This is a genomic window from Bacillus paralicheniformis, assembly GCF_001042485.2.
GTDB classification, from domain to species: domain Bacteria; phylum Bacillota; class Bacilli; order Bacillales; family Bacillaceae; genus Bacillus; species Bacillus paralicheniformis.
In genome coordinates this window covers 25,388-50,412 of sequence record NZ_LBMN02000009.1, presented here as the reverse complement: position 1 = coordinate 50,412, position 25,025 = coordinate 25,388, and the positions used below count along the sequence as shown (strand labels likewise).

Sequence of the window (25,025 nt, the reverse complement as noted above, 5' to 3'; positions counted from 1 at the left end):
ATGAAAGAGTTTTGGGAGAACAACCTTGTGGAAATTGCCGCGTACTACAGCGTTTCCGTTTTGTGTCTTGTGATATTTTTATCTGTGTTTGAACTCGTCACCACCTATAAAAATTGGGAGGAGATTCAAAAAGGAAACATGGCGGTCGCGATGGCAACAGGCGGAAAAATTTTAGGCATCGCCAACGTGCTGCAAAAATCGATCAGCCAGCATAATTCCCTGCTGCAAATGATGGGGTGGGGGCTGTTCGGTTTTATCCTGCTTTTGATCGGCTACTTCATTTTTGAATTTCTGACGCCGCGCTTTAAAATTGACAAGGAGATTGAAAACGACAACCGCGCAGTCGGCTTCATTTCATTCGTCATTTCAGTCGGCCTGTCATTTGTCGTGGCTTCGGGTATCTAAAGGGGATCAACATGGAGAAATTAGCGAAAGTCCTGTTTTTCACAGCTGGGGTATTTGTGGTTATCGGCCTGATTTATATGATCTTTTATGCTTGAAAAAGGTGTCCTTTAAAAGGGCGCCTTTTTTAAAAAGAAAAAATATCATTACTTTCTGAATATTGTTTTGATATACTGAAATCAAGAATATATTGTTTAAAAGGGGGGAGCTTATGCCGACTGAAAAACCGTGGCTGCGTCATTATCCCGAACAAATTCCTCACGAGCTGCAATTTGAAGATCAAACACTCCATTCCATCCTGCAACAATCCGCCCAACAGTTTTCTGAAAAAACAGCGATTCATTTTCTCGGAAAAAAATGTTCGTACCGGCAAGTTTATGAGGACGCTTTAAAAATGGCAGATTACCTGCTGTCACTCGGCATTCAAAAAGGAGACAGAGTCTCGATCATGCTGCCGAACTGCCCGCAGGCGGTTATCGCGTATTACGGCGTTCTTTTCTCCGGCGGCATCGTCGTCCAGACAAATCCGCTGTATACGGAAAGGGAGCTTGAACATCTGCTTCATGACAGCGGGGCAACCATCATCATTACGCTTGACATGCTGTACCCGGCGGCATATAAAATGAAAGCGCTGTCAAATATCCGGCACATCATTGCGACAAGCATAAAAGATTACCTGCCTTTCCCTAAAAATCTGCTGTACCCAATCGTGCAAAAAAAAGAGAATCAAATGTCGGTTGAGATCAATGAAAATGAGACGACACACCTCTTCCGAACCATCATGAAACGCCCCGTTCCAAGCGGTCCGCCGGGGATTGAAATCGATCCGGCCCACGACATTGCCGTCCTGCAGTATACCGGAGGCACGACAGGCACGCCAAAAGGCGTCATGCTCAGCCACCGCAACATACTAGCCAATATGGAGATGTGCGATGCCTGGTTTTATCAATTGAATAAAGGGGAGGAGAAGGTGCTGGGGATCGTCCCGTTTTTTCACGTCTACGGAATGACGGCCGTCTTGAATTTCACGATCAGGCAGGGATATGAAATGATTCTGCTGCCGAGATTTGACGCGCGCGCAGCGCTGAAAACGATCGATAAAGAAAAGCCGACGATATTTCCGGGGGCACCGACGATATATATCGCCCTGTTGAACCATCCTGATCTTCACCAATTTGATCTGTCGTCAATTAAGAGCTGTTTGAGCGGATCTGCAGCGCTTCCTGTTGAAGTCAAACAGCAGTTTGAAAAGGTAACGGGCGGAAGGCTTGTCGAAGGTTACGGAATGTCTGAAACCTCGCCCGTCACTCACGCCAATTTTATTTGGGATTTGAATAAAGCGGGCAGTATCGGCTGTCCTTGGCCTGGTACAGACGCGGCTATCTATTCGGAAGAAACCGGCGGTTTTCTCGGACCTTATGAGCATGGAGAAATCGCCGTCAAAGGACCGCAGGTGATGAAGGGCTACTGGAACAATGATGAAGAAACCGCTCAAAGTCTAAGGGACGGCTGGTTTTTTACAGGGGACATCGGCTACATGGATAAAGACGGCTTCTTTTATATTGTCGACCGCAAAAAAGACGTGATCATTGCCGGGGGATACAACATTTACCCGCGTGAAATCGAAGAGGTGCTCTATGAGCACGAAGCCGTTCAGGAGGCGGTTGTTGCCGGCATCCCTGATGAATACAGAGGAGAAACGGTTAAGGCTTTTATAGTGCTGAAAGATCATGTTACAATAACGGAGAAGGAATTGGACGAATATGCCAGATCGCGTCTGGCTCCTTATAAAGTGCCGAAAGTATACGAGTTCAGGGACGAACTGCCGAAAACGGCAGTCGGGAAGATTTTAAGAAGAGCGCTCGTTCAAGAAGAAAAAACCGGCGTCTGAAAAAGCGAAGTCTGCCGTCGATTTTGACGGCATGCTTTTGTGGTGCGATTTGAGTTTAGCTTCTTGACAAAGCGTCCATTTTTATTTACGATAAACTCATGAATGAGTATTCATTCATTAATTTGAAAGGAACGAAGCCAATTGAAACAAAAGAGACCAAAGTATATGCAGATTATCGACGCAGCTGTCATTGTGATTGCAGAAAACGGATACCATCAGGCGCAGGTTTCGAAAATCGCCAAGCAGGCCGGAGTGGCGGACGGCACCATTTATCTTTATTTTAAAAACAAAGAAGATATTCTCATCTCGCTATTCAAAGAGAAAATGGGACAGTTTATCGAGCAGATGAACGAAGAAATGGAAGTGACAAATTCGGCGACAGAAAAGCTCACGCTGTTCATCAAAAAGCACTTTGAACTGCTCAGCAGCGATCGCCACCTCGCGATTGTCACCCAGCTTGAGCTGAGGCAGTCGAATCTTGAGCTGAGGCTGAAAATCAATGAGATTCTCAAAGGGTACTTGACGATCCTGGAAGACATCATCACCGAAGGAAAAGAAGCGGGAGAATTTAAGAGTACGCTTGATGTCCGCCTGGCGAAGCAGATGATTTTCGGTACGGTGGATGAGACGGTTACAACCTGGGTGATGAATGATCAAAAATACGATCTGCCAAAGCTGGCAGACAGCATTCATGAATTGCTGATCCATGGGTTCGGCAGCCAAAAGACGAAGGAGGAGAAATAAAATGGCAGCATTAACATACGCCGTAGACGACTATATCGCAACCATTACGATTCAGCACCCGCCGGCAAATGCGCTATCGACGCAAGTGCTTGAAGACCTTTCCGCATGTCTTGAGGAGCTTTCAGAACGTCAGGATGTCAGAAGCGTCGTGATTCACGGGGAAGGAAGATTTTTCTCGGCAGGCGCTGACATTAAAGAGTTTACATCATTGATGGACGGGTCTGATTATGCAAATTTGGCTGATAAAGGCCAGCAGATTTTCGAAAAAGTAGAATCTTTTCCAAAGCCCGTGATCGCCGCGATTCACGGAGCTGCTCTTGGAGGAGGTCTGGAGCTTGCAATGGCATGCCACATCCGGATTGCCGAGGAGAGCGCTAAGCTCGGCCTTCCCGAACTGAATCTCGGAATCATTCCCGGCTTTGCGGGAACGCAGCGCCTTCCGAAGTATGTGGGCACCGCCAAAGCGCTTGAAATGATCGGGACATCAGAGCCGATATCCGGCAAGGAAGCTTTTGAATACGGCCTTGTCACGATTTTGGCGGCGAATGAAGAAGAAGTGCTGCAAAAGGCACAAGAGCTCGCGCGAAAATTCGCTGAAAAAAGTCCGCAGACGATGGCTTATGTCATTGAACTCCTGAATTCGAGCAAAGTGTATTCGTATGAAGGCGGCCTCAAGCTGGAAGGAAAATACTTCGGCGAAGTGTTCCAATCGGAGGATGCGAAGGAAGGGATTCAGGCATTTCTTGAAAAGCGGAAGCCGCATTTTAAAGGGAAATAACAAACGTGAAAACAAAGGGGATGAATAGAACATGAACATTTATGTCTTAATGAAGCGCACGTTTGATACAGAGGAGAAAATTCAGATTGAACAAGGGGAAATCAGCACGGATGGAGCGGAATTCATCATCAACCCGTACGATGAGTACGCCATTGAAGAAGCGCTTCAGCTGAAGGAGAAGCACGGCGGTGAGATTACGGTTGTCACAGTCGGCGAGGAAGAAGCTGAAAAAGAACTCAGGACGGCTCTGGCGATGGGGTGCGACAAAGCCGTTTTGATCAACATTGAAGACGATCTGGAAGAAGCGGACCAATATACGGCGTCAGCCATCCTATACAACTATTTGAAAGACCGCGAGTATGACATGATACTCGGCGGGAATGTGGCGATCGACGGGGGATCGGGACAGGTGGCGCCTCGTTTGGCCGAGCTGCTCGGCATCCCTTGTATCACGACGATTACAAAGCTGACGGTAAACGGCGGAGATGTTGAAGCGGAACGCGACGCCGAGGGTGACCTTGAAGTGATCCAAACGTCGCTTCCAATCGTAGCGACTGCACAGCAGGGGTTGAACGAACCGCGTTATCCGTCACTTCCGGGAATCATGAAGGCGAAGAAAAAGCCTCTTGAGGAGCTTGAACTTGATGATCTGGACATCGACGAGGAAGACGTGGCCGCCAAAACAAAAACGATCGAACGGTTCCTGCCTCCGAAAAAAGAAGCCGGGAAAATCCTTGAAGGGGAGCCGGAACAGCAGGCGGCAGACCTTGTATCACTGCTGAGAAGCGAAGCAAAGGTCGTTTGAAGCCGAAGGGAGCAAAAACACGGTCATTAAAATACAGGGGGAAATGGACATGAGCAAAAAAGTTATCGTATTGGGAGAGTTCAGGGACGGTTCGTTGAGAAATGTGACATTCGAAGCGATAGCTGCAGGAAAAACGGTTGCCGAAGGGGGAGAGGTGATCGGTGTTCTCTTCGGTGAAAGCGTTTCAAGCAATGCGGCACAACTGATCCATTACGGCGCTGACAGAGTGCTTACAGCCGAAAACCCGCTCTTGAAAAACTATACGTCTGACGGCTATGTTCAAGCCTTTATGCCGATCATTGAGCGCGAAAGTCCGGACGTGATCATTTTCGGCCATACGTCAATGGGCAAAGACTTGTCGCCGAAGCTTGCAGCCCGTATGGGAACAGGGCTGATATCAGATGCCGTCAACGTCGAAGTAGCCGGCGGCAACATCGTGTTTACAAGACCGATCTACTCAGGCAAAGCGTTTGAGCGGATCATTTCCGAAGATGAAACGATTTTTGCAACGATCAGACCGAATAATATCGCCCCGCTCGACAAAGATGAGACGCGAACGGGAGCGGTCGAAAGCATCGAAGCGGATATTCGGGACATCAGAACGGTTATCAAGGACATTGTCAAAAAAACGTCCGAAGGCGTCGATTTGTCTGAAGCGAAAATCATCGTAGCCGGCGGCCGCGGCGTCAAAAGCGAGGAAGGCTTTAAACCGCTGCAGGAGCTTGCCGACGTACTGGGCGGCGCGGTCGGCGCTTCAAGGGGAGCCTGTGACGCAGACTACTGCGACTATTCGCTTCAAATCGGCCAGACCGGCAAAGTCGTAACTCCAGACTTATATATCGCCTGCGGCATTTCAGGAGCGATTCAGCACCTCGCAGGGATGTCAAACAGCAAAATCATCGTTGCCATCAACAAAGATCCGGAAGCCGACATCTTTAAAATTGCCGACTACGGGATCGTCGGCGACTTATTTGAAATCGTTCCGCTGCTCACGGAGGAATTTAAAAAGCTGAGCGTTAGTACTTGATCAAAAGCCGGCCTGAAATGGCCGGCTTTTTACATAGGCACATTTCCGCCTTTTGCAAAATAACATGGAATAAGGACATTTTTAGAAAGGCTAAAATCCCGATGTGTAAAACTGCGCAGATAGGGAAATGTATAATCAAGCATTATGTTAGCGTGAACCAAAGGGAGATGCTATACTAAAAAGCATAATTTCACAATTGGAGGAATGAAAGAATGGCTATCGTAAAAGCAACTGATCAAACATTCTCATCTGAAACAAGTGAAGGCGTAGTTCTTGCCGACTTCTGGGCTCCTTGGTGCGGACCTTGCAAAATGATCGCGCCAGTACTTGAAGAGCTTGATCAAGAAATGGGAGACAAACTGAAAATCGTGAAAATCGATGTTGACGAAAACCAAGAAACTGCCGGCAAATACGGCGTGATGAGCATCCCGACTCTCCTCATACTAAAAGACGGCGAAGTGGTTGAAACATCTGTCGGCTTTAAACCGAAAGAAGCCCTTGAAGAACTGGTCAACAAACATTTGTAAAATAGAAACCTGTGAAAAAGGCGATTCCAAAGGGATCGCTTTTTTCTTACAACGCGCCATCTTCCTTCTCCAATTGTAGCGAACGTACGGTCGGTCATGGTAAACTGAAATGAAGAAAAAACGCCGAAACAAGGAAGGATTTTTGATGAACAAAAAAATCAAAGAAAAGCTGGCCCTTCTCCCGGATCAGCCTGGCTGCTACTTGATGAAAGACAGGCAGGATACCGTCATCTACGTCGGGAAAGCTAAAATCTTAAAAAACAGGGTCCGCTCCTATTTCAGCGGGTCCCATGATGCCAAAACACAGCGTCTTGTCAGTGAAATTGAAGATTTTGAATACATTGTCACCTCCTCGAACATCGAAGCGCTCATTCTTGAAATGAATTTAATCAAAAAGTACGATCCGAAATATAACGTGATGCTGAAAGATGATAAAAGCTACCCGTTTATTAAAATCACGAACGAGCGGCATCCGAAGCTGATTGTCACGAGGAAGGTCAAAAAAGACAAAGGCCGCTATTTCGGGCCGTATCCCAATGTCCAGGCTGCGAGGGAAACAAAAAAGCTGCTGGACCGCCTCTATCCGCTCAGAAAGTGCGCCAAACTGCCGGACCGCGTCTGTTTGTACTATCATCTCGGACAATGTCTGGCGCCATGCGTATATGATGTGTCTGAGGAGACAAACCGACAGCTCACAGAAGAAATCACCCGCTTTTTAAAGGGCGGATACAATGAAGTCAAGAAAGAACTTGAAGCAAAAATGCTCGAAGCCTCGGAAAACCTGCAGTTCGAACGGGCGAAAGAATTCCGCGATCAAATGGCCCATATCGAGTCAACGATGGAAAAACAGAAAATGATGCTGAATGACATGGTTGACCGCGATGTATTTGCCTATTCGTATGACAAGGGCTGGATGTGCGTCCAGGTCTTCTTTATCAGGCAGGGCAAATTGATTGAAAGAGATGTCAGCATGTTTCCTTTATACAGGGAAGCAGACGAGGAGTTTTTGACGTTCATCGGGCAATTTTACTCAAAAAACAACCATTTCCTCCCAAGGGAAATTTTAGTTCCAGACAGCGTCGATAAGGACATGATTGAGGAGCTTTTGGACGTGAACGTGCGCCAGCCGAAAAGGGGAGCGAAGAAAGACCTGCTGCTCCTTGCCCATAAAAATGCAAAGCTCGCTTTGAAAGAGAAGTTTTCGCTCATTGAACGGGACGAAGAGCGGACGATCGGCGCGATTGAAAAGCTCGGCAAAGCACTGGGCATCTACACGCCGTACAGAATTGAAGCGTTTGATAATTCAAATATTCAAGGAACGGACCCCGTTTCGGCGATGGTCGTCTTTCTCGACGGAAAACCGCATAAAAAAGAGTACCGCAAATATAAGATTAAGACGGTTGAAGGCCCTGACGACTACGGGTCAATGCGCGAAGTCATCAGAAGAAGATATACAAGGGTGCTGAAAGAGAATCTGCCGCTGCCTGATTTAGTATTGATCGACGGCGGAAAAGGCCAGGTGTCTGCCGCCCTTGACGTTTTGGAAAATGAATTGGGGCTCGATGTCCCTGTTGCCGGTCTGGTGAAAGATGATAAACACAGAACTTCCAACCTTTTGATCGGCGACCCCCTTGAGATCGTACAGCTTGAGCGGAACAGCCAGGAATTTTACCTGCTTCAGCGCATTCAGGATGAAGTGCACAGGTTTGCGATCAGCTTCCACAGGCAGCTCAGAGGAAAAAGCGCATTTCAATCGGTGCTCGACGGCATACCGGGCGTCGGCGAACAGCGGAAAAAACTGCTGTTAAAACATTTCGGTTCCGTTAAGAAAATGAAGGAAGCGAGCGCCGAAGATATCCGCAAGCTCGGCATCCCCCTGAAGACGGCGCAGCTGATTGAAGAGGCTCTGAAAAAATAATGTTGAACTTTTAAAAAGAATCTGATAGAATTTGTACTAATTTCATAATAAGATCGTGTGATATGGTGAAGATAGAGGTGCGAACTTCAAGAGTAGGCTTGATGAGGAAGATGGATTCCGATGAAAAAAGCCGAAAGGGGAGCGTCGCCGAAGCGGGGAAAAATCCATTCGTTTTTCCTGCTGGCTTTACATTGAATAAATGTAAGGCTGTCAAGAAATCATTTCTTGGAGGGCTATCTCGTTGTTAAAATCATCGGCATTTTTGTTGGTTAAAGCAATGAGGAATTTCTCTCATTGCTTTTTTTGTACGAAAAAACGTAAAGCCCGCCGGTCAAGTTTTCCTCTTCATACATAAACAAGCACGAACGAAAACAAAAAGGGTGGTATTTGATGGGTCTCATCGTCCAAAAATTTGGCGGAACTTCAGTAGGATCAGTGGAAAAAATATTGAATGTCGCAAACCGTGTCATCGAAGAAAAACAGCGCGGTCATGATGTTGTCGTCGTCGTTTCAGCGATGGGCAAATCGACGGATTCCCTCGTCGCGCTTGCTAAGGAAATTACCGAACAGCCGAGCAGCAGGGAAATGGATATGCTGCTGACAACAGGAGAACAGGTAACAATTTCGCTGTTGACAATGGCTTTGCAGAACAAGGAGTATGATGCGGTTTCCTATACAGGCTGGCAGGCCGGCATCGAAACCGAAAATATTCACGGCAACGCAAGAATTACGAACATTGATACAGGCAAGCTGAAAGAGCGTCTGAATGAAGGGAAAATCGCCGTTGTCGCCGGATTCCAGGGGACGACAGCGGAAGGTGAAATCACAACGCTCGGCAGAGGCGGATCAGATACGACAGCCGTTGCCCTCGCAGCTGCCCTGAAAGCCGATAAATGCGACATTTACACCGATGTACCGGGGGTTTTCACAACCGATCCCCGCTATGTGAAAACAGCGCGGAAGCTGGCCGGAATCTCCTACGATGAAATGCTTGAGCTTGCCAATCTTGGAGCAGGCGTCCTGCATCCGAGAGCTGTTGAATTTGCGAAAAACTATCAGGTGCCTTTGGAAGTCCGTTCAAGCACCGAGAAAGAAGCCGGCACATTAATCGAGGAGGAATCATCAATGGAACAGAATTTAATCGTAAGAGGCATTGCATTTGAAGATCAGATCACACGCGTGACCGTATGCGGCCTGGCGAGCGGCTTGACGACGCTGTCAACGATTTTTACAACGCTCGCTAAACAGAACATCAACGTTGACATCATCATTCAATCAGTGACAAGCACAAGCCAAACGTCGATTTCTTTCTCCGTGAAAACGGAAGACTTAAAACGGACGGTCGAAGTTCTCGAAGAATACAAAGACGCGCTCGACTATGAACAGATTGAAACGGAAAACAGGCTGGCCAAAGTCTCGATCGTCGGTTCAGGCATGATCTCCAACCCGGGAGTAGCAGCGGAAATGTTCGCTGTGCTGGCGGAAAAAAACATCCAGGTCAAAATGGTCAGCACATCCGAAATCAAAGTTTCGACTGTCGTTAGCGAAGGCGATATGGTGAAAGCCGTTGAAGCGCTGCATGATGCTTTTGAACTGTCAAAGCAGACAGCAGTCATTTAAAAAGAAAAAGGCGGGACTTTTGCAGTCTCCGCCTTTTTTGCATAGTTATGCCGGGTCTTTCAAATCCCATTTTACAGTTAAAACAACTTTTCCGGCTCTTTTTTTCACTTGTTCATACGATTCGGCAATTTGTTCGTTCATCAGCTGGATTTGCTCGGCGATAAATCCGGCTTCGAGCTGAAAGCAGGGTTCCTTTTGATATTTGAGGCGGTTTGAGACCAGCGGGCCTTCGAGCTCAAACTCAAGCTCCTGTTTTTTTGAATGGGCGATCGTAAGCGTTCCCCAGCCTGCATCCAGAAAGAAAGCGGGAAGATCCTCCCTGGATTCAAGCGGGAACTTGCGGGCGAGCTTTTTTCCCGCCCAGTACATCATATCTGCGTAGTCTTGTCCCAGCATATCGGGAAGCAGCACTTCCCTGATCAACTCATAGCCATATGCGGAGACTTCCAGCTCTTTTAATTGCGCTAAGTTTGCTTCATATTTGTTCATATCCAATGTCTCCCCTCTTTTCTCCGTTTATTATAGCTTAAATGGGGTGAAAGATTACAGCGGGGACATGCAATTAGGAAGAAAAAAATCTGATATATTTATATTTTGATAAAATAAAATTTTCTAAAATATGATTAAATTTTAGAAAATTTCAATTTATGTACGCGTTTTCTTGACGCCTATTTCTCATAGGAGTAAAATGAAATTGTCATAAAAACTTAACAAAGTGCGATATTTGAAACAGGACGGGGGATAGGAGACCTTTCATTTTTACTGCACTTTTCAACTAGGGGGTAAAGCAATGGCCGGGAACAGAGAGTTTGTTTATCGAAGACTGCATTCTTTGCTTGGGGTCATACCGGTAGGCATATTTTTAATCCAGCATTTGGTTGTCAACCATTTTGCGGCAAGCGGAGCAGAGGCGTTTAATAACGCCGCTCATTTTATGGAAAACCTGCCGTTCAGGTACGTCTTGGAAATCTTCGTGATTTTCCTTCCGCTGATTTATCATGCTGTTTATGGAGTATACATAGCTTTTACAGCGAAAAACAATGCGAACAGATTCGGCTTTTTTAGAAACTGGATGTTCGTTCTGCAGCGGATTACAGGAATCGTTACCTTGATTTTTGTCAGCTGGCACGTGTGGCAAACACGGATTGCCGCCCAAATGGGGGCAGAAGTGAACTTTGACATGATGGCTGATATTTTGAGCTCCCCGATCATGCTCGGCTTTTACATTGTAGGTGTCCTCTCAACAATCTTCCACTTTTCAAACGGTTTATGGTCGTTTGCTGTCACTTGGGGAATCACCGTTTCTCCTCGCTCACAGCGAATCGCCACGTTTGTGACAATGGGAGTCTTTGTTGTGTTGTCCTATGTAGGGCTGAGAGCGATTTTGGCATTTGTGTAAAAGAACTAGATTACTAGAGGGAGTGGGGCAGGCATGAGCAATTCAAGCATCATCGTTGTCGGCGGAGGACTTGCGGGTCTGATGGCGACCATTAAAGCTGCGGAAGCAGGAACAAATGTAAAACTATTTTCGATCGTTCCCGTTAAGCGCTCACATTCCGTATGTGCGCAGGGCGGAATCAACGGAGCGGTCAATACAAAAGGTGAAGGCGACTCCCCTTGGGAGCATTTTGACGATACCGTTTACGGAGGCGACTTTCTGGCCAACCAGCCGCCGGTCAAAGCGATGTGTGATGCGGCGCCGTCGATTATTCATTTGCTTGACCGCATGGGCGTCATGTTTAACAGAACACCTGAAGGGCTGCTTGACTTCCGGCGCTTCGGGGGAACTCAGCATCACAGAACGGCATATGCGGGGGCGACGACCGGACAGCAGCTCTTGTACGCGCTGGATGAGCAGGTTCGCCGCTTTGAAGTCGAAGGGCTTGTTTCGAAATATGAAGGCTGGGAGTTTCTCGGAGCCGTTCTTGATGATGACAATGCGTGCCGGGGCATCGTCGCCCAAAATCTGACGACGATGGAAATCGAGTCGTTCCGTTCAGACGCAGTCATCATGGCGACCGGGGGACCGGGCATCATCTTTGGAAAATCGACGAACTCGATGATCAATACCGGATCAGCCGCTTCGATCGTTTACCAGCAGGGCGCTTACTATGCGAACGGAGAATTCATCCAGATTCACCCGACCGCCATTCCGGGAGACGACAAGCTCCGTCTGATGAGCGAATCGGCGCGCGGTGAAGGCGGACGAGTCTGGACGTATAAAGACGGCAAGCCTTGGTATTTCCTCGAAGAGAAATATCCGGCATACGGAAACCTTGTGCCGCGGGATATTGCGACGCGTGAAATATTTGATGTATGCGTCAGACAAAAGCTCGGCATCAACGGCGAAAACATGGTATATCTCGATCTTTCCCACAAAGATCCGAAGGAATTGGACATCAAGTTGGGCGGAATCATTGAAATCTATGAAAAATTCATGGGTGACGATCCGCGCAAGCTGCCGATGAAGATTTTCCCTGCAGTCCACTACTCAATGGGCGGACTCTGGGTCGACTACAATCAGATGACCAACATTCCAGGACTGTTTGCCGCAGGAGAATGCGATTATTCAATGCACGGCGGAAACCGCCTGGGCGCGAACTCGCTCTTGTCAGCCATTTACGGCGGCATGGTGGCAGGTCCGAAAGCCGTTGAATATATTCAAGGTCTTGAAACATCCGCAGAAGATCTGTCTTCTTCCGTTTTCGACAGCTGCGTCAAAAAGGAAGAAGAAAAGTGGGCTGACATTATGAAAATGGACGGCAATGAAAATGCATATGTCCTTCATAAAGAGCTCGGCGAATGGATGACAGATAACGTGACGGTTGTGCGCCACAATGACAAGCTGCTGAAAACGGATGAAAAAATCCAAGAGCTTGCCGAGCGCTACCAAAACATCAATATCAACGATACGGCAAAATGGAGCAACCAGGGCGCCGTATTCACACGCCAGCTGCACAACATGCTGCAATTGGCACGGGTGATCACGCTCGGTGCATACAACCGGAATGAGAGCCGCGGCGCCCATTATAAACCGGATTTCCCTGAACGTAATGACGAGGAATGGCTGAAAACAACAATGGCGAAACATGCAGGCGATTTTGAAGCCCCGAAATTCCATTATGAGGATGTCGATGTTTCATTAATCGCACCGCGTAAACGGGATTACTCGAAGAAAAAGGTGGCGAAATCATGAGTGAAAATAAGACAATCAAGTTTATCATCACTCGTCAGGATACATCGGATTCTAGTCCTTACCAGGAAGAGTTTGAAATTCCATACCGTCCGAATATGAACGTCATTTCCGCTTTGATGGAAATCAGAAGGAACCCGGTTAATACGAAAGGGGAAAAAACGTCGCCGATTGCTTGGGATATGAACTGTCTCGAGGAAGTGTGCGGCGCTTGCTCGATGGTGATCAACGGCAAGCCGAGACAGTCCTGTACAGCCCTGATCGACCAGCTTGAGCAGCCGATCCGCCTTGAACCGATGAAAACATTCCCGGTTGTCCGCGACCTTCAAGTGGACCGGAGCCGCATGTTTGATTCATTGAAGAAAGTCAAAGCATGGGTACCGATCGACGGCACATATGACCTCGGACCGGGACCGAGAATGCCGGAAAGAAGACGGCAGTGGGCGTATGAGCTGTCAAAATGCATGACTTGCGGCGTATGTCTTGAAGCTTGTCCAAACGTGAACGATAAAACAAACTTTATGGGACCTGCACCGCTCTCGCAAGTCCGCTTATTCAATAGCCATCCGACAGGCGCGATGAACAAATCGGAACGACTTGAAGCGATTATGGGAGACGGCGGACTGGCCGAATGCGGAAATTCGCAAAACTGCGTGCAGTCATGTCCGAAAGGCATCCCGCTCACAACCTCAATCGCTGCATTAAACAGGGATACGACCGTTCAGGCGTTTAAAAACTTCTTCGGAAGCGACAACACGGAATAACACGAAAAAACGCACCTCTTCAAGCCGAAGAGGTGTTTTTATGACCAAAGGGGATGAAAAACAATGAAGCTGCCGGGATATATTGAAGAACCGTTTGACACATGGTGTCAGTCATTTTCTTTTTTTGATGAAGTATCCGTCCGTTTTTCAGAAACGGACATGTTCGGTCATATGAACAATGTCACACCGTTTGTCTATTTCGAGGAAGCGAGGATTTCCTATTTCAAGCACCTGGGCGTCATGGACCGCCTTTCAGACGGGAAGAGCGCGGCCATTCCCGTCGTGGCGAGCCAGCAATGCGATTATTTTCAGCAGGTCATGCTTCATGAACATTTGAAAATCGGCGTCAAAACAGCATCTGTCGGCAACGCTTCCCTCACCCTCCACTATGCGGCGAAAAATGGGGAAGGCGGCCTTTGCTTTACAGGGGTGGCGGTTATGGTGCAAATTGCGAAAGATACGGGTAAACCGGTGAAATGGACAGATGAACAAAAAGCAAAACTGCTTGGCAATCACTCATTTCCTGAGAAATAATTGAGAGGTAGAGGAAAATGAAAAAAGCGATGATCATCGGCGCGAGTTCCGGAATTGGCAAGGCGCTTGCCAAGCAGCTGTCAGCCGCAGGAGTTGAGGTCGGTCTTGCTGCAAGAAGGTATGAACTGCTAGCCGAATTGCGCGACGACCTCCCTGGACCTTCATACATTAAAAAGATCGATACAGCCGACAGCGAACGCTCGCCTATACTGTTGAAAGAACTGCTTGATGAGATGAATTGGGCAGATGCAGTCTTCATCTGTTCAGGTGTTGGATATTTGGAAAGCGAAATGGATTGGAGCAAAGAAAAGGAAACGATCGATGTCAATATGACAGGATTTGTGTCCTGCTCGAACGTGTTGATGGAGCATTTTATCAAAAATGGGAAAGGGCATTTAGTCGGCATTTCATCCATTGCCGCGCTGAGAGGAAACGGAGGGGCCGTCACCTACGCCGCTTCAAAAGCATTCGTTTCTAATTACTTAAAAGGGCTCCGTCAAAAAGTGAAAAAACTTGGGTATGATGGAATCGTGGTCACCGAAATTCAGCCGGGCTTTGTGGACACGGCTCTTGCAAAAGGTGATCATCTGTTTTGGACGGCTTCGCCCGAAAAAGCGGCTGCACAAATCATCAGTGCTGTGCAGAAAAAGAAAACGCACGCATATATTACGAAAAGATGGCGGCTGATCGCCTGGATTTTAAAATGTCTTCCTTAGAAGTTCAGCCCTGAAACGATGCCTGTGTCATGATCTGAAAAATAGGTGTTTGAGGGAACCCTTTTCTCCGTCAGAAACGTCACCGACCTTGCGTATGTTTCATATGATATCACGACTATATCGAAACCCATTCGTTTCAGATCAGCTCTCACCTTAGCAAGGAGGGTTACAATACTTGAAGGAGAAAGAGTTTCAATCAAAGCCGCTGCTAACAAAAAGAGAAAGAGAAGTGTTCGAATTGCTCGTTCAAGACAAGACAACAAAGGAAATCGCAAGCGAGCTCTTTATAAGTGAAAAGACTGTACGTAATCACATTTCCAATGCGATGCAAAAATTGGGAGTGAAAGGCCGTTCGCAAGCTGTTGTTGAACTTCTTCGAATGGGTGAGCTAGAGCTCTAAATTGAGCCGGTGTTCCTTCTTGTAACAAGAAGGGAACCGGTTATTTGTTTTGAGGTGCAATTTGTATATTCATGTTGAAGTCTTGCAATTTGTGTAGAAAAGAAGGAAAATAGACTCAAGTGTTTTGAAAACAAAACAACGAGTCGAGCGAGGTAGAGAAAATGAATTCGAATGCTTCTTTGAATCACATAGCGGATATTGAAAAATCACTCCGCCATATTGCGGGCATCATCAAACAAAAAGGAAGAGAAATTCTCACCCAATATACGATTACCCCTCCCCAGTTTGTCGGTCTTCAATGGCTGTATGAATACGGGGATATGACGATCGGCGAGTTATCACAAAAGATGTACCTGGCGTGCAGCACCACGACGGATTTAATTGATCGAATGGAGAAAAACAACCTCGTTGAACGGGTGAAAGATCCGTCCGACAGGCGCGTAGTCCGCATTCATCTTCTCTCGGAAGGAGAGCGGATCATCCAGGAGGTCATTCAAAAAAGGCAGGACTATTTGGAAGACATGTTAGAGGCGTTTTCCGAGGAAGAAACAGCCGCATTTGAAAAATTATTAATTAAACTTCAGCAGGAAATGAACAGAAAATGAGGCGATTTTGTTGGATCAACCGATAGGAGTCATCGATTCGGGAGTCGGCGGTTTAACCGTTGCAAAAGAAATCATGAGGCAGCTGCCGAAAGAAAAAATTATATATCTTGGAGATACGAAAAGGTGTCCGTACGGACCCCGGGACAGAAAAGAAGTCCTGTCATATACATGGGAAATGACAAATTATTTGTTATCCCGCCACCATATTAAAATGCTCGTGATCGCCTGCAATACAGCGACGGCCATCGCACTTGAAGAAATCAGCAGAGAAGTAGCGATCCCGGTCATCGGCGTTGTGCAGCCCGGAGCCAGAACCGCGATTAAAGTGACGGAGAACCAGCGGATCGGCGTGATCGGAACAGAAAACACGATCAAAAGCGGCGCATATGAAGAAGCGCTTCTTTCGCTGAACGGAGATTTAACGGTAGAAAATCTGGCTTGCCCGATGTTTGTCCCGTTTGTGGAAAACGGTAAATTTTTGGATGAGACGGCTGATGAAATCGTCAGGTCGTCACTGCACCCGCTCAGGGATTCATCAATCGATACACTGATTCTCGGATGCACGCATTATCCGATTTTAAAAGAGCCGATTCAGCGCTATATGGGAGAGCGCGTCAACATCATTTCCTCCGGAGATGAAACGGCCAGGGAAGTCAGTACGATCTTGTCATACAACGGTTTATTAAGCAAAACGGGTGAACCGCCGGAACACTTGTTTTTAACAACCGGGGAGCGCGCCCGCTTCACAAAAATTGCAAATGATTGGTTTGGATACGAAGTGAAAAATGTGGAAAGCATTTCTCTTCAGGAAACCGCTATAAAATAAAGCTGCCGCACAAGCAAACGGCAGCTTTTTTCATGAGCCTTTTCTTTAAAAGAAAAGGTTTTTTGTATTCAGAGGGATTTTTTTAAAAAGCGGTCTAATTCAAAAACGGGCTCGTATACATAATAGTACAAACTGCCTTAGGAGGGAAAAGTATGCTGAAAAAAGGAATGAAAGGAATCGCGGTTTCGGTTACGGCCTCCGCGCTGCTTCTTTCCGGGTGCGGAATATTTCAGTCAGATCAAGCCTCAGAGGAGATAGATCCGCCGCAGGACATCACATATGTAAAAGAGGAGAAGGAGCAAGACAAAACAGACAAAACCAAAGATAAAACAGAAGACAAAGGCAGCAAAACGACAGGCGACGATAAAGCGGCTCAAACAAGCGATACGGTCATGAGAGAGCTTTATCTCATTGATAAGAACGGCTATGTGACAGCGCAGACGCTGCCGCTGCCAAAGCAGGAAGGTACGGCTAAACAAGCGCTTGAATACCTCGTTGAAGGCGGCCCTGTTTCAAACATCATGCCAAACGGATTCAGAGCCGTGCTGCCGGCGGATACAGCGGTCAATGTTGATATTAAAGAAGACGGAACAGCGATCGCTGACTTCTCAAATGAATTTAAAAACTATAAAGCTGAAGACGAGCAAAAAATCGTACAGGCGATTACATGGACGTTAACACAGTTTAACTCGATTGATAAAGTGAAGATCCGCATGAACGGCCATGATTTGAAAGAAATGCCTGTTAACGGCACGCCGATTTCAGAAGAACTCAGCCGCGAGGACGGCATCAACCTCGATACGGCCGGTGTGACCGATATAACAGCGACACAGCCGGTCACCGTCTATTATTTGGCTGAATCGGACAAAGGCACATACTATGTTCCTGTAACGAAACGGACGTCTGCAAAAGAAAAAGACCAGGTGACGGCGGCGATTAAAGAGCTGACGGAAGGACCGGGCAATAAAAGCGGCCTGCTTTCCGATTTCCAGGGCGATGTCAAGCTTGAAAACGAGCCGAAGATTGAAGACGGCCATGTGACTCTCGACTTTAACGAAGCGATCTACGGGAGCGCCGACGGCGAGAAGAAAGTGATATCGGATGAAGTGTTAAATAGTATTGTGCTGACATTAACCGAACTGCCTGATGTGAAAAGTGTGTCGGTTACTGTGAACGGAAAATCCGAGCTCGTCAATGAAAAAGGAGAAAAGCTTTCCAAGCCGGTTTCAAGACCGAGCAAGGTGAACACAGGTAGTTTTTAAGCAGAGATTTTTGATATACTATAAAAAAAGAGGTAAGCGATTAAAGCTGCCTCTTTCTTTATTCAGCTTTTTGGAAGAGCGGAATGATTGTGAAAGGTTTATGTACATACAATCGGAGGTAAAAAATGAGATACGATGGAAGAGAAAACAATGAACTGCGCCCTGTCACAATGGACCTCGACTTCATTACGCATCCCGAGGGATCGGTCCTGATCACAGTCGGCGGGACAAAGGTGATATGCAACGCGTCTGTGGAAGACCGCGTACCGCCCTTTTTGAGAGGAGAAGGGAAGGGCTGGATCACCGCGGAATACAGCATGCTGCCGCGGGCCACGAACCAAAGGACGATCAGGGAATCGTCAAAAGGGAAAATCTCCGGGCGGACGATGGAAATTCAACGGCTGATCGGACGAGCTTTGCGGGCGGTCGTTGATTTGGAAAAGCTCGGTGAGCGGACGATCTGGATCGACTGCGACGTCATTCAGGCTGACGGAGGCACGAGAACCGCGTCGATCACCGGAGCATTTACGGCCATGGCGCTTGCCGTCGGAAGACTTGTCGAAAAAGGCACGCTGAAGGCGATGCCGATCACTGACTTTTTGGCTGCCACTTCAGTGGGAATCGATAAGGAAAAAGGATTAATCCTTGATTTGAACTACCAGGAAGATTCTGCGGCAGAGGTGGATATGAACGTCGTCATGACAGGTGAAGGCCGCTTTGTCGAACTTCAGGGAACAGGAGAGGAAGCGACATTCTCAAGAAGTGAATTGGACGGGCTTTTAGAACTGGCTGAAAAAGGGATCGCCGAACTCATCGAAAAGCAGAAAGAAGTGCTCGGCGACGTTGCATCAGCCATTCAACAATAACATGAGAAAGGCTTGATACACGATGAAAGAAGTCATCATAGCCACGAAAAACGAAGGAAAAGTCAGGGAATTCAAAGCGATGCTCGAACCGAGAGGCTACGATGTCAAATCTCTACTGGACATCGGCTATACGCCCGAAATCGAAGAAACCGGGCAGACGTTTGAAGAAAACGCGGTGATTAAAGCGGAAACGATTTCGAAAGAAACCGGTAAAATCGTAATTGCCGATGACTCAGGCCTGTCTGTCGACTACCTCGGCGGCAGCCCCGGCGTATACTCGGCCCGCTATGCAGGAGAAGAGAAAAACGATCTCGCCAACCTGAAAAAGCTATTGAAAGAGCTTGAAGGGGTGGAAAAAGAAGACCGCTCCGCGAGGTTCAGATGCGCGCTCGCATTATGCATTCCAGGACAGGAAACGAAAACGGTCGAAGGTTCTGTGGAAGGATACATTACCGAAGAACCGCGCGGCACAAACGGCTTCGGCTACGACCCGGTTTTTCTCGTCAAAGACAAAGATCAAACGATGGCCGAGCTCTCAAGCGGCGAAAAGAACAAAATCAGCCACAGAGCGGAAGCACTGAAAAAACTGTCCGCTCTATTGGACCAAGCGTAAAGGAGGAGGGCCGATCATGAAGGTTCTGATTGTCAGCGACAGCCACGGCCTTGAAGACGAACTGGAAATGATCGCTGAGCGGCACGGGAAGGAAACAGATCTCATGATCCATTGCGGGGATTCCGAATTGGATCCTTCCCATCCCGCGCTTTCCTCTTACTTAACGGTAAAAGGAAACTGCGATTTTTACGGGGAGTTTAAAGACGAAATTGTCGTTCCCGTCGGATCAAAAAAGCTTTTTTTCACACACGGGCATTTATACGGCATTAAACAGTCGCTTTTAAATGTATACTACCGCGCTGAAGAACTCGGCGCCGACATCATCTGTTTCGGCCATTCCCACATCGCGGGAAGCGAACTGATGGACGGAAAACTGCTGATCAACCCCGGCAGCATCCGCCTTCCGCGGGTGCGGAAAGAAAAAACTTATGCTATACTGAACATTGACAAAGACAATGCAACGGTCCGCTTTTACGACTTGGACGGCCGGGAAGTCGAAAGCCTGACGAACCATATCCAACTGCCAGCACATTCATGAGGAAGAATTTTTTTCTTCCTCGTGAAGAAAAAAATTCTAAAAAGTTGTTGACTTTATGTCCCGATCCGCATATAATAAATCTTGTCGCTGATAGTTAAAGCGAAACAAAACAACATCATGTCCCAGTAGCTCAGCAGGATAGAGCAACGGCCTTCTAAGCCGTCGGTCGGGAGTTCGAATCTCTCCTGGGACGTCTCTGGAAAAAGCCTCAAACTTCTTGGTATACAAGGGTTTGAGGCTTTTTTATTTGATGGGAACTTCTGCTCTATTTTTGGTTTGAAAATGTGTTTTGGGAGCGGATTTAAAACTCCATTATTTATTGGATATCCTATTAAAATATACACTCCATTTTTTCATTTATAACAACTTCTGAGGTACCTAATCCTCTTTCTATACTTCTTCCAAGAACATCTCCATTTGTATCTTGAGGTGAGAGTAGTTCTCTGAATGGCCTTTTTCTTCAAGCAACAACATCCTAAAAATTCCCTTTCATCATTTCGAACAAAATGAAAAAGATAAAGGGTGTGATCAATTTTAAGGAGGATGTTGTCATGACAAAACAACAGCAAAACCAGCAGCAAAAACAAAAGCAACAAAAACAAAAGCATGAGCAGCTGCTCGGAGTGAACATCACGGATACCGAACTTGCTCAGGAATTCGGAAATATCCAGCAGCAGCTTGCCCAGCTGGAGCAAACTGTTAATCAAATGGGGTCACAGCAGCAGGGCCAAAGCGGCCAGCAGAGCTCTCAATTGAGCCAGGGAATCAATCAGCTGAAGCAGCAAATTCAGCAGTTCAGCTCCCAATCTCAGCAGCAGATGCAGCAGACGGATCAGCAAATTCAGCAAAGCATTCAGCAGGCTGTTCAGCAGCTGAATCAGGCTCTTCAAGGGATCCAGACAAACCAGGCCATGAACCAAATGAGCCAGGCACTTCAGCAGGCGCAGCAGTCATTTAACCAGCAAGGACAGCAAGGTCAACAGAGTCAGCAAAACCAACAAAACCAGCAGCACAATCAAAATTTCCAGCAGCCCCTCCAATAAAAAAGCTTAAAAGAGCCGTTTAGCACGGCTCTTTTTTATATCGGTCATTCCTCGTTTTGATCCTTTTCGTCATGAGTTGGATGCGCCCCGGGGTACTGTCGCGGCATTCCTTGGTGGAGGTTGCGGAATTCATATGTGAAATTGCTGTAGTACTGCTGACCTTCCTTCCATGGCGTGTTTTTGTTTTCAACAGGCTTGTCTTTGCCCTGGGCAGCTCCATATGCTCCTTCAGGAAATTCTTCTGCCGTTAAAAAGTTTCTTTGTGTTTCAACGTTTGACAGTTCTTTTTTGTCGTCCATCAGATCACCCCTGTTTTAGTTTTATTGTTGCCATGAAAAAGAAGAGCTATGTGTTTTCGTTTTGTGCAGTACGATTCATTTTAAGAACGGGAGAAGATGCTCATTTTCTGCCGAGAGTACAACGGGCAAATGCGCCGATCGCAACGAAAAGCACAGAAAAAACCTTTCGGATGTTATGGTATTTTATGGTTTATTGGTTCTTTTCTCCTCAGCATTTAAGAACGGTTCTTCTATCTTAATACCCGTCTATTCTCGCTTTTTGTTATACATCTCAATTCAGCAATGGTTTAATCTGTTTTTCAGATTGATGTAAATGGGGCATTGGTTGTAAAATTTACCATGTAGAAAATCTTACAACGTTCGTTCTGCTTTTATTTTAGAAAGGGAGCTGAAGAAAGATGCATACGCTAGAAAAAATGGAGCAAACAAATGTTCAGATGGCGAGAGATTATGTGACAAAAGCATACGAGACAGTGCGGCAGCGAAATCTTCACGAAAGCGAATTTCTTCAAGCTGTAAAAGAAATTTTCGATTCCCTCGTCCCTGTATTGGCAAGACATCCAAAGTATATCGAACACCGCATTCTTGAAAGGATTGCAGAGCCTGAACGGATGATCACCTTCAGGGTGCCGTGGGTCGATGATGAAGGCAATATCCAGGTTAACAGGGGATACCGGGTTCAATTTAACAGCGCAATCGGTCCGTATAAAGGCGGCATCCGTTTTCATCCTTCTGTAAATGCGAGCATTATTAAATTTTTGGGCTTCGAACAAATTTTTAAAAATTCTTTGACCGGCCAGCCAATCGGCGGCGGAAAAGGCGGGGCTGATTTTGATCCGAAGGGCAAGTCTGACAGGGAGATCATGAGTTTTACGCAAAGCTTCATGAATGAACTGTACAGACATATCGGACCGGACACGGATATCCCTGCCGGTGATATTGGTGTCGGAGCTAGGGAAGTCGGGTTTATGTTCGGACAGTATAAAAAGATTCGGGGCCGCTATGATGCAGGTGTGTTAACAGGCAAAGGCCTTGAATACGGGGGCAGTTTGACGAGGAAAGAAGCGACAGGGTACGGTCTGGTTTATTTCGTAGAAGAAATGCTGAAGGATCAGGGGCTGCGTTTTGAAAACAGCACCGTTGTCGTCTCCGGTTCAGGCAATGTCGCGCTGTATGCGATGGAAAAAGCCGCTCAATTCGGCGGAAAAGTAGTGGCCTGCAGTGATTCTGACGGCTATGTCTATGACGAAAAAGGCATCAGCCTTGAGACGGTGAAGCGGCTTAAAGAAAGCGGGAACGGAAGGATTCGCGAGTATGTCAGCGAGCATCCGGAAGCACACTATTTCGAAGGATGCTCCGGCATTTGGTCTATTCCGTGCGATATCGCGCTTCCGTGCGCGACCCAGAACGAAATTGACGAAGAGGCTGCCGGAGTGCTCATTTCAAATGGGGTCAAAGCCGTCGGAGAAGGGGCGAATATGCCGTCTGAAGAGGGCGCCGTCAAACGCTTTTTGGATGCGGGGGTTCTTTTCGGGCCGGCTAAGGCTGCAAATGCCGGCGGTGTGGCCGTTTCAGCGCTCGAAATGGCGCAGAACAGCGCACGGCTCCACTGGACGGCGGAAGAAACGGATGAGAAGCTCAGAATGATCATGACCGATATTTACAAGAGAAGCGTTGAAGCGGCTTCAGAATACGGACGTCCCGGCAATCTGCTTGACGGCTGCAATATAGCCGGATTTATTAAAGTGGCGGATGCGATGATCGCTCAGGGAGTCGTTTAACCGTAAAAAGAGAGAGCAAAATGCTCTCTCTTTTTTGTGCTTTGTTAATCTTCTCTGAATCCACCGGTAAAGCCGTGCACAGCGGGAACGGAAATTCCCGGATAGCTGATGCCGAATCCGAGAGTCGGAGTGGTGAACACTCCGCCGTACGGATAATAGGTATAGGGCCCGTGTGCTGAAGGATTATAGACATAAGTAGTCGGATAGCCGAAGTATCCCGGGTATTGGCGCACGCGGGGATCAGAGTATGGAGGAAAGGTGCGGTACATCATATTCACCCGTTTCTTTTTGGATTAACAGCAGTTTATGTAAAAAATCGTAAAATGGAGTCTGTACACAAATGTGGTAAAAAATCTAACCTTCCGGGATGAAATTTTAAAAAGTTGTCAGTCATAAAATCTAACAAAACTGTATAAAACACCAGTTTTTTTATGTAATCTTTATAGATTGCATAAAAAATTTCAAATTGTTTTTCAATTTTGCATTTCCTTTTATATCAATCATGTAAGCGTATACAAGTAGATTGATTAATCGAAATTGTCTAATAATTTTAAAAAATACGGTTGACACTGCATGTAAAGGGGCGTAATATGAGTTCAAACAAAAGAACAAATCACTTGAAAACTTTTCATCTTTCCCGGGAATGACAGCGGGAAAACGGGTTCCCGCATCATCGATTTTTAACCGTTTAAAGCGTTCATTTACAACAGAAAGGTGTGCTAGAGGGATGGGGGACCAGAAAGACCAGTGGATCTACCTAAACGACAAACTCGTTAAAAAAGAAGACGCTAAAATATCAGTCTATGATCACGGATTTTTATACGGGGACGGCGTGTTTGAAGGGATCAGGGTATACGACGGCAACATCTTCAGAATGAAAGAGCACATGGACCGCCTCTACGATTCTGCGAGATCGATCATGCTGGAGATTCCATATCAGCAGGAAGAACTGACACAGCACGTTCTCAAAACAGTCGAAAAAAACGGGCTTAAAGACGCTTACATCCGCTTGGTCGTTTCAAGAGGAGCAGGTGACCTCGGACTCGATCCAAACAATTGTTCACACCCGAGTGTCATTATAATTGTCGAACCATTGGCAATATTCCCGAAACACTTATATGAAACGGGAATTGACATCGTTACGGTTCCAACAAGAAGAAACAGACCTGATGTGCTGAGCCCTAAAGTGAAATCGCTGAACTATTTAAACAATATTCTTGTCCGGATCGAGGCGCACATGGCGGGCGTGACAGAAGCGCTCATGCTCAATGATCAAGGCTATGTCGCCGAAGGTTCTGCGGATAACGTATTTATTTATAAAAGCGGAAAGCTTTTGACGCCTCCGGGCTATATCGGAGCGCTTGAAGGAATCACCCGGAATGCCATCATCGAAATAGCGCAGGAGCTCGGCTATGAAGTGAAGGAAGAGCCGTTTACCCGCCATGACGTATACACAGCCGACGAAGTGTTTTTAACCGGAACGGCTGCAGAAGTCATCGCGGTCGTTAAAGTTGACGGCCGCAAGATCGGGGACGGCAAACCGGGAGTCCACACAAACCGGATGCTTGAAAAGTTCCGCGAGCGCGTCGTCCGTGAAGGGATAAAAGTCAGCCTCGAAGATCAAAGCTTAAGTGTCAGTTGAATAAAGACAAACGTTGAAGAGGATAAGTAACAGCGGAAACGCCGCCTGCAGAGAGCCGGGATTGCTGGAAACCGGTGACGGCCTCCGCTTGTGAACTCCCCTCTGAGTGTCAGCCTGAACGACTTCCAAGTTTAGTAAGGCTGGCCGGGTGAACGTCACGAAGGTTCACTCGTTATTAAACCGGATAAGCGATTATCCATAAGGCGGCTTTCGAAAGCCGCGAACAAGGGT

General features: G+C 47.0%; 27 protein-coding genes, 1 tRNA gene, 1 riboswitch and 1 other annotated feature (1 of these 30 cut by a window edge). Of the genes, 25 read left to right on the top strand and 3 right to left on the bottom strand.

The window, feature by feature from the left end; genetic code table 11:
• The 9 genes from ACH97_RS07820 (at position 1) to ACH97_RS07775 (ending at position 9,712) form a co-directional block, all read left to right on the top strand.
• Positions 1-405, top strand: coding sequence for a DUF350 domain-containing protein (locus ACH97_RS07820; RefSeq protein WP_003184198.1), 405 nt, complete (start codon positions 1-3; stop codon positions 403-405).
• Positions 406-613: 208 nt separating this feature from the next.
• Positions 614-2,293, top strand: a complete 1,680-nt coding sequence (locus ACH97_RS07815; protein WP_020452502.1) for a long-chain-fatty-acid--CoA ligase — start codon at positions 614-616, stop codon at positions 2,291-2,293.
• A 141-nt stretch (positions 2,294-2,434) separates the two neighbouring features.
• Entirely contained in the window at positions 2,435-3,037 is a 603-nt protein-coding gene (locus tag ACH97_RS07810) for a TetR/AcrR family transcriptional regulator (protein WP_020452501.1), read from the top strand.
• A 1-nt stretch (position 3,038) separates the two neighbouring features.
• Positions 3,039-3,815 carry an enoyl-CoA hydratase gene (locus ACH97_RS07805; protein ID WP_020452500.1) on the top strand — a complete coding sequence of 259 codons (777 nt, stop codon included), beginning with the start codon at positions 3,039-3,041 and terminating at the stop codon, positions 3,813-3,815.
• 31 nt (positions 3,816-3,846) lie between these two features.
• Positions 3,847-4,620, top strand: coding sequence for an electron transfer flavoprotein subunit beta/FixA family protein (locus tag ACH97_RS07800; protein ID WP_020452499.1), 774 nt, complete (start codon positions 3,847-3,849; stop codon positions 4,618-4,620).
• A gap of 49 nt (positions 4,621-4,669) precedes the next feature.
• On the top strand, positions 4,670-5,647 hold the full coding sequence (locus tag ACH97_RS07795) for an electron transfer flavoprotein subunit alpha/FixB family protein (RefSeq protein WP_020452498.1): 978 nt from the start codon (positions 4,670-4,672) through the stop codon (positions 5,645-5,647).
• Between the two features lie 212 nt (positions 5,648-5,859).
• Positions 5,860-6,174, top strand: coding sequence for a thioredoxin (trxA, locus tag ACH97_RS07785; protein ID WP_020452497.1), 315 nt, complete (start codon positions 5,860-5,862; stop codon positions 6,172-6,174).
• A gap of 145 nt (positions 6,175-6,319) precedes the next feature.
• Complete coding sequence (uvrC, locus tag ACH97_RS07780) at positions 6,320-8,092, top strand: excinuclease ABC subunit UvrC (RefSeq protein ID WP_023855450.1); 1,773 nt, start codon at positions 6,320-6,322, stop codon at positions 8,090-8,092.
• A gap of 64 nt (positions 8,093-8,156) precedes the next feature.
• Positions 8,157-8,336: riboswitch (Lysine riboswitch) on the top strand.
• Between the two features lie 146 nt (positions 8,337-8,482).
• Positions 8,483-9,712, top strand: coding sequence for an aspartate kinase (locus ACH97_RS07775; RefSeq protein WP_020452495.1), 1,230 nt, complete (start codon positions 8,483-8,485; stop codon positions 9,710-9,712).
• Between the two features lie 45 nt (positions 9,713-9,757).
• On the opposite strand, the gene ACH97_RS07770 is transcribed toward ACH97_RS07775, so the two are convergent.
• A complete protein-coding gene (locus ACH97_RS07770; RefSeq protein ID WP_020452494.1) occupies positions 9,758-10,201 on the bottom strand; it encodes a YslB family protein in 444 nt (147 codons plus the stop codon).
• Between the two features lie 301 nt (positions 10,202-10,502).
• Between ACH97_RS07770 and ACH97_RS07765 the strand changes: the two genes are divergently transcribed.
• From ACH97_RS07765 to ACH97_RS07700, 14 genes are all read left to right on the top strand, one after another.
• Positions 10,503-11,111, top strand: a complete 609-nt coding sequence (locus ACH97_RS07765) for a succinate dehydrogenase cytochrome b558 subunit (RefSeq protein WP_020452493.1) — start codon at positions 10,503-10,505, stop codon at positions 11,109-11,111.
• A 33-nt stretch (positions 11,112-11,144) separates the two neighbouring features.
• Positions 11,145-12,908: a succinate dehydrogenase flavoprotein subunit gene (gene sdhA / locus ACH97_RS07760; protein WP_020452492.1), complete on the top strand. Its 1,764-nt coding sequence runs from the start codon at positions 11,145-11,147 to the stop codon at positions 12,906-12,908.
• Positions 12,905-13,669 carry a succinate dehydrogenase iron-sulfur subunit gene (gene sdhB, locus ACH97_RS07755; RefSeq protein ID WP_020452491.1) on the top strand — a complete coding sequence of 255 codons (765 nt, stop codon included), beginning with the start codon at positions 12,905-12,907 and terminating at the stop codon, positions 13,667-13,669. The genes sdhA and sdhB overlap by 4 nt, the downstream gene beginning before the upstream one ends.
• Positions 13,670-13,732: 63 nt before the next feature.
• Positions 13,733-14,203, top strand: a complete 471-nt coding sequence (locus ACH97_RS07750) for an acyl-CoA thioesterase (RefSeq protein ID WP_020452490.1) — start codon at positions 13,733-13,735, stop codon at positions 14,201-14,203.
• Positions 14,204-14,220: 17 nt separating this feature from the next.
• Positions 14,221-14,919 (top strand): SDR family NAD(P)-dependent oxidoreductase, encoded by a 699-nt coding sequence (locus ACH97_RS07745; protein WP_020452489.1) that lies wholly within the window; start codon positions 14,221-14,223, stop codon positions 14,917-14,919.
• 175 nt (positions 14,920-15,094) lie between these two features.
• Positions 15,095-15,319 (top strand): spore germination transcription factor GerE, encoded by a 225-nt coding sequence (gene gerE, locus ACH97_RS07740; RefSeq protein WP_003184172.1) that lies wholly within the window; start codon positions 15,095-15,097, stop codon positions 15,317-15,319.
• 161 nt (positions 15,320-15,480) lie between these two features.
• On the top strand, positions 15,481-15,924 hold the full coding sequence (locus ACH97_RS07735) for a MarR family winged helix-turn-helix transcriptional regulator (RefSeq protein ID WP_003184148.1): 444 nt from the start codon (positions 15,481-15,483) through the stop codon (positions 15,922-15,924).
• Positions 15,925-15,931: 7 nt separating this feature from the next.
• Entirely contained in the window at positions 15,932-16,750 is an 819-nt protein-coding gene (racE, locus tag ACH97_RS07730) for a glutamate racemase (RefSeq protein WP_155519889.1), read from the top strand.
• 152 nt (positions 16,751-16,902) lie between these two features.
• Complete coding sequence (locus ACH97_RS07725) at positions 16,903-18,012, top strand: GerMN domain-containing protein (RefSeq protein ID WP_020452487.1); 1,110 nt, start codon at positions 16,903-16,905, stop codon at positions 18,010-18,012.
• A gap of 125 nt (positions 18,013-18,137) precedes the next feature.
• Positions 18,138-18,878 (top strand): ribonuclease PH, encoded by a 741-nt coding sequence (gene rph / locus ACH97_RS07720; RefSeq protein ID WP_020452486.1) that lies wholly within the window; start codon positions 18,138-18,140, stop codon positions 18,876-18,878.
• Positions 18,879-18,900: 22 nt separating this feature from the next.
• Entirely contained in the window at positions 18,901-19,491 is a 591-nt protein-coding gene (locus ACH97_RS07715) for an XTP/dITP diphosphatase (RefSeq protein WP_020452485.1), read from the top strand.
• Positions 19,492-19,507: 16 nt separating this feature from the next.
• Positions 19,508-20,029: a YfcE family phosphodiesterase gene (locus tag ACH97_RS07710; RefSeq protein WP_020452484.1), complete on the top strand. Its 522-nt coding sequence runs from the start codon at positions 19,508-19,510 to the stop codon at positions 20,027-20,029.
• 119 nt (positions 20,030-20,148) lie between these two features.
• Positions 20,149-20,222 (top strand) — tRNA-Arg (locus tag ACH97_RS07705).
• A 358-nt stretch (positions 20,223-20,580) separates the two neighbouring features.
• Positions 20,581-21,072, top strand: coding sequence for a hypothetical protein (locus ACH97_RS07700; RefSeq protein ID WP_020452483.1), 492 nt, complete (start codon positions 20,581-20,583; stop codon positions 21,070-21,072).
• A 44-nt stretch (positions 21,073-21,116) separates the two neighbouring features.
• On the opposite strand, the gene ACH97_RS07695 is transcribed toward ACH97_RS07700, so the two are convergent.
• The gene (locus tag ACH97_RS07695; RefSeq protein WP_020452482.1) at positions 21,117-21,371 is read right to left on the bottom strand and encodes a hypothetical protein; all 255 of its coding nucleotides are present in this window, start codon (positions 21,369-21,371) and stop codon (positions 21,117-21,119) included.
• 398 nt (positions 21,372-21,769) lie between these two features.
• Between ACH97_RS07695 and gdhA the strand changes: the two genes are divergently transcribed.
• Positions 21,770-23,152, top strand: a complete 1,383-nt coding sequence (gene gdhA / locus ACH97_RS07690; protein ID WP_020452481.1) for an NADP-specific glutamate dehydrogenase — start codon at positions 21,770-21,772, stop codon at positions 23,150-23,152.
• Positions 23,153-23,196: 44 nt separating this feature from the next.
• Here the strand turns inward: gdhA and ACH97_RS07685 are convergent, their stop codons facing one another.
• Complete coding sequence (locus tag ACH97_RS07685; protein WP_228119622.1) at positions 23,197-23,424, bottom strand: hypothetical protein; 228 nt, start codon at positions 23,422-23,424, stop codon at positions 23,197-23,199.
• Positions 23,425-23,879: 455 nt separating this feature from the next.
• Here ACH97_RS07685 and ilvE point away from each other — a divergent pair, with 455 nt between their 5' ends.
• Complete coding sequence (gene ilvE / locus ACH97_RS07680; RefSeq protein WP_020452479.1) at positions 23,880-24,794, top strand: branched-chain-amino-acid transaminase; 915 nt, start codon at positions 23,880-23,882, stop codon at positions 24,792-24,794.
• Positions 24,795-24,798: 4 nt separating this feature from the next.
• Positions 24,799-25,025, top strand: a binding site (T-box leader) (it continues 35 nt past the right edge of the window).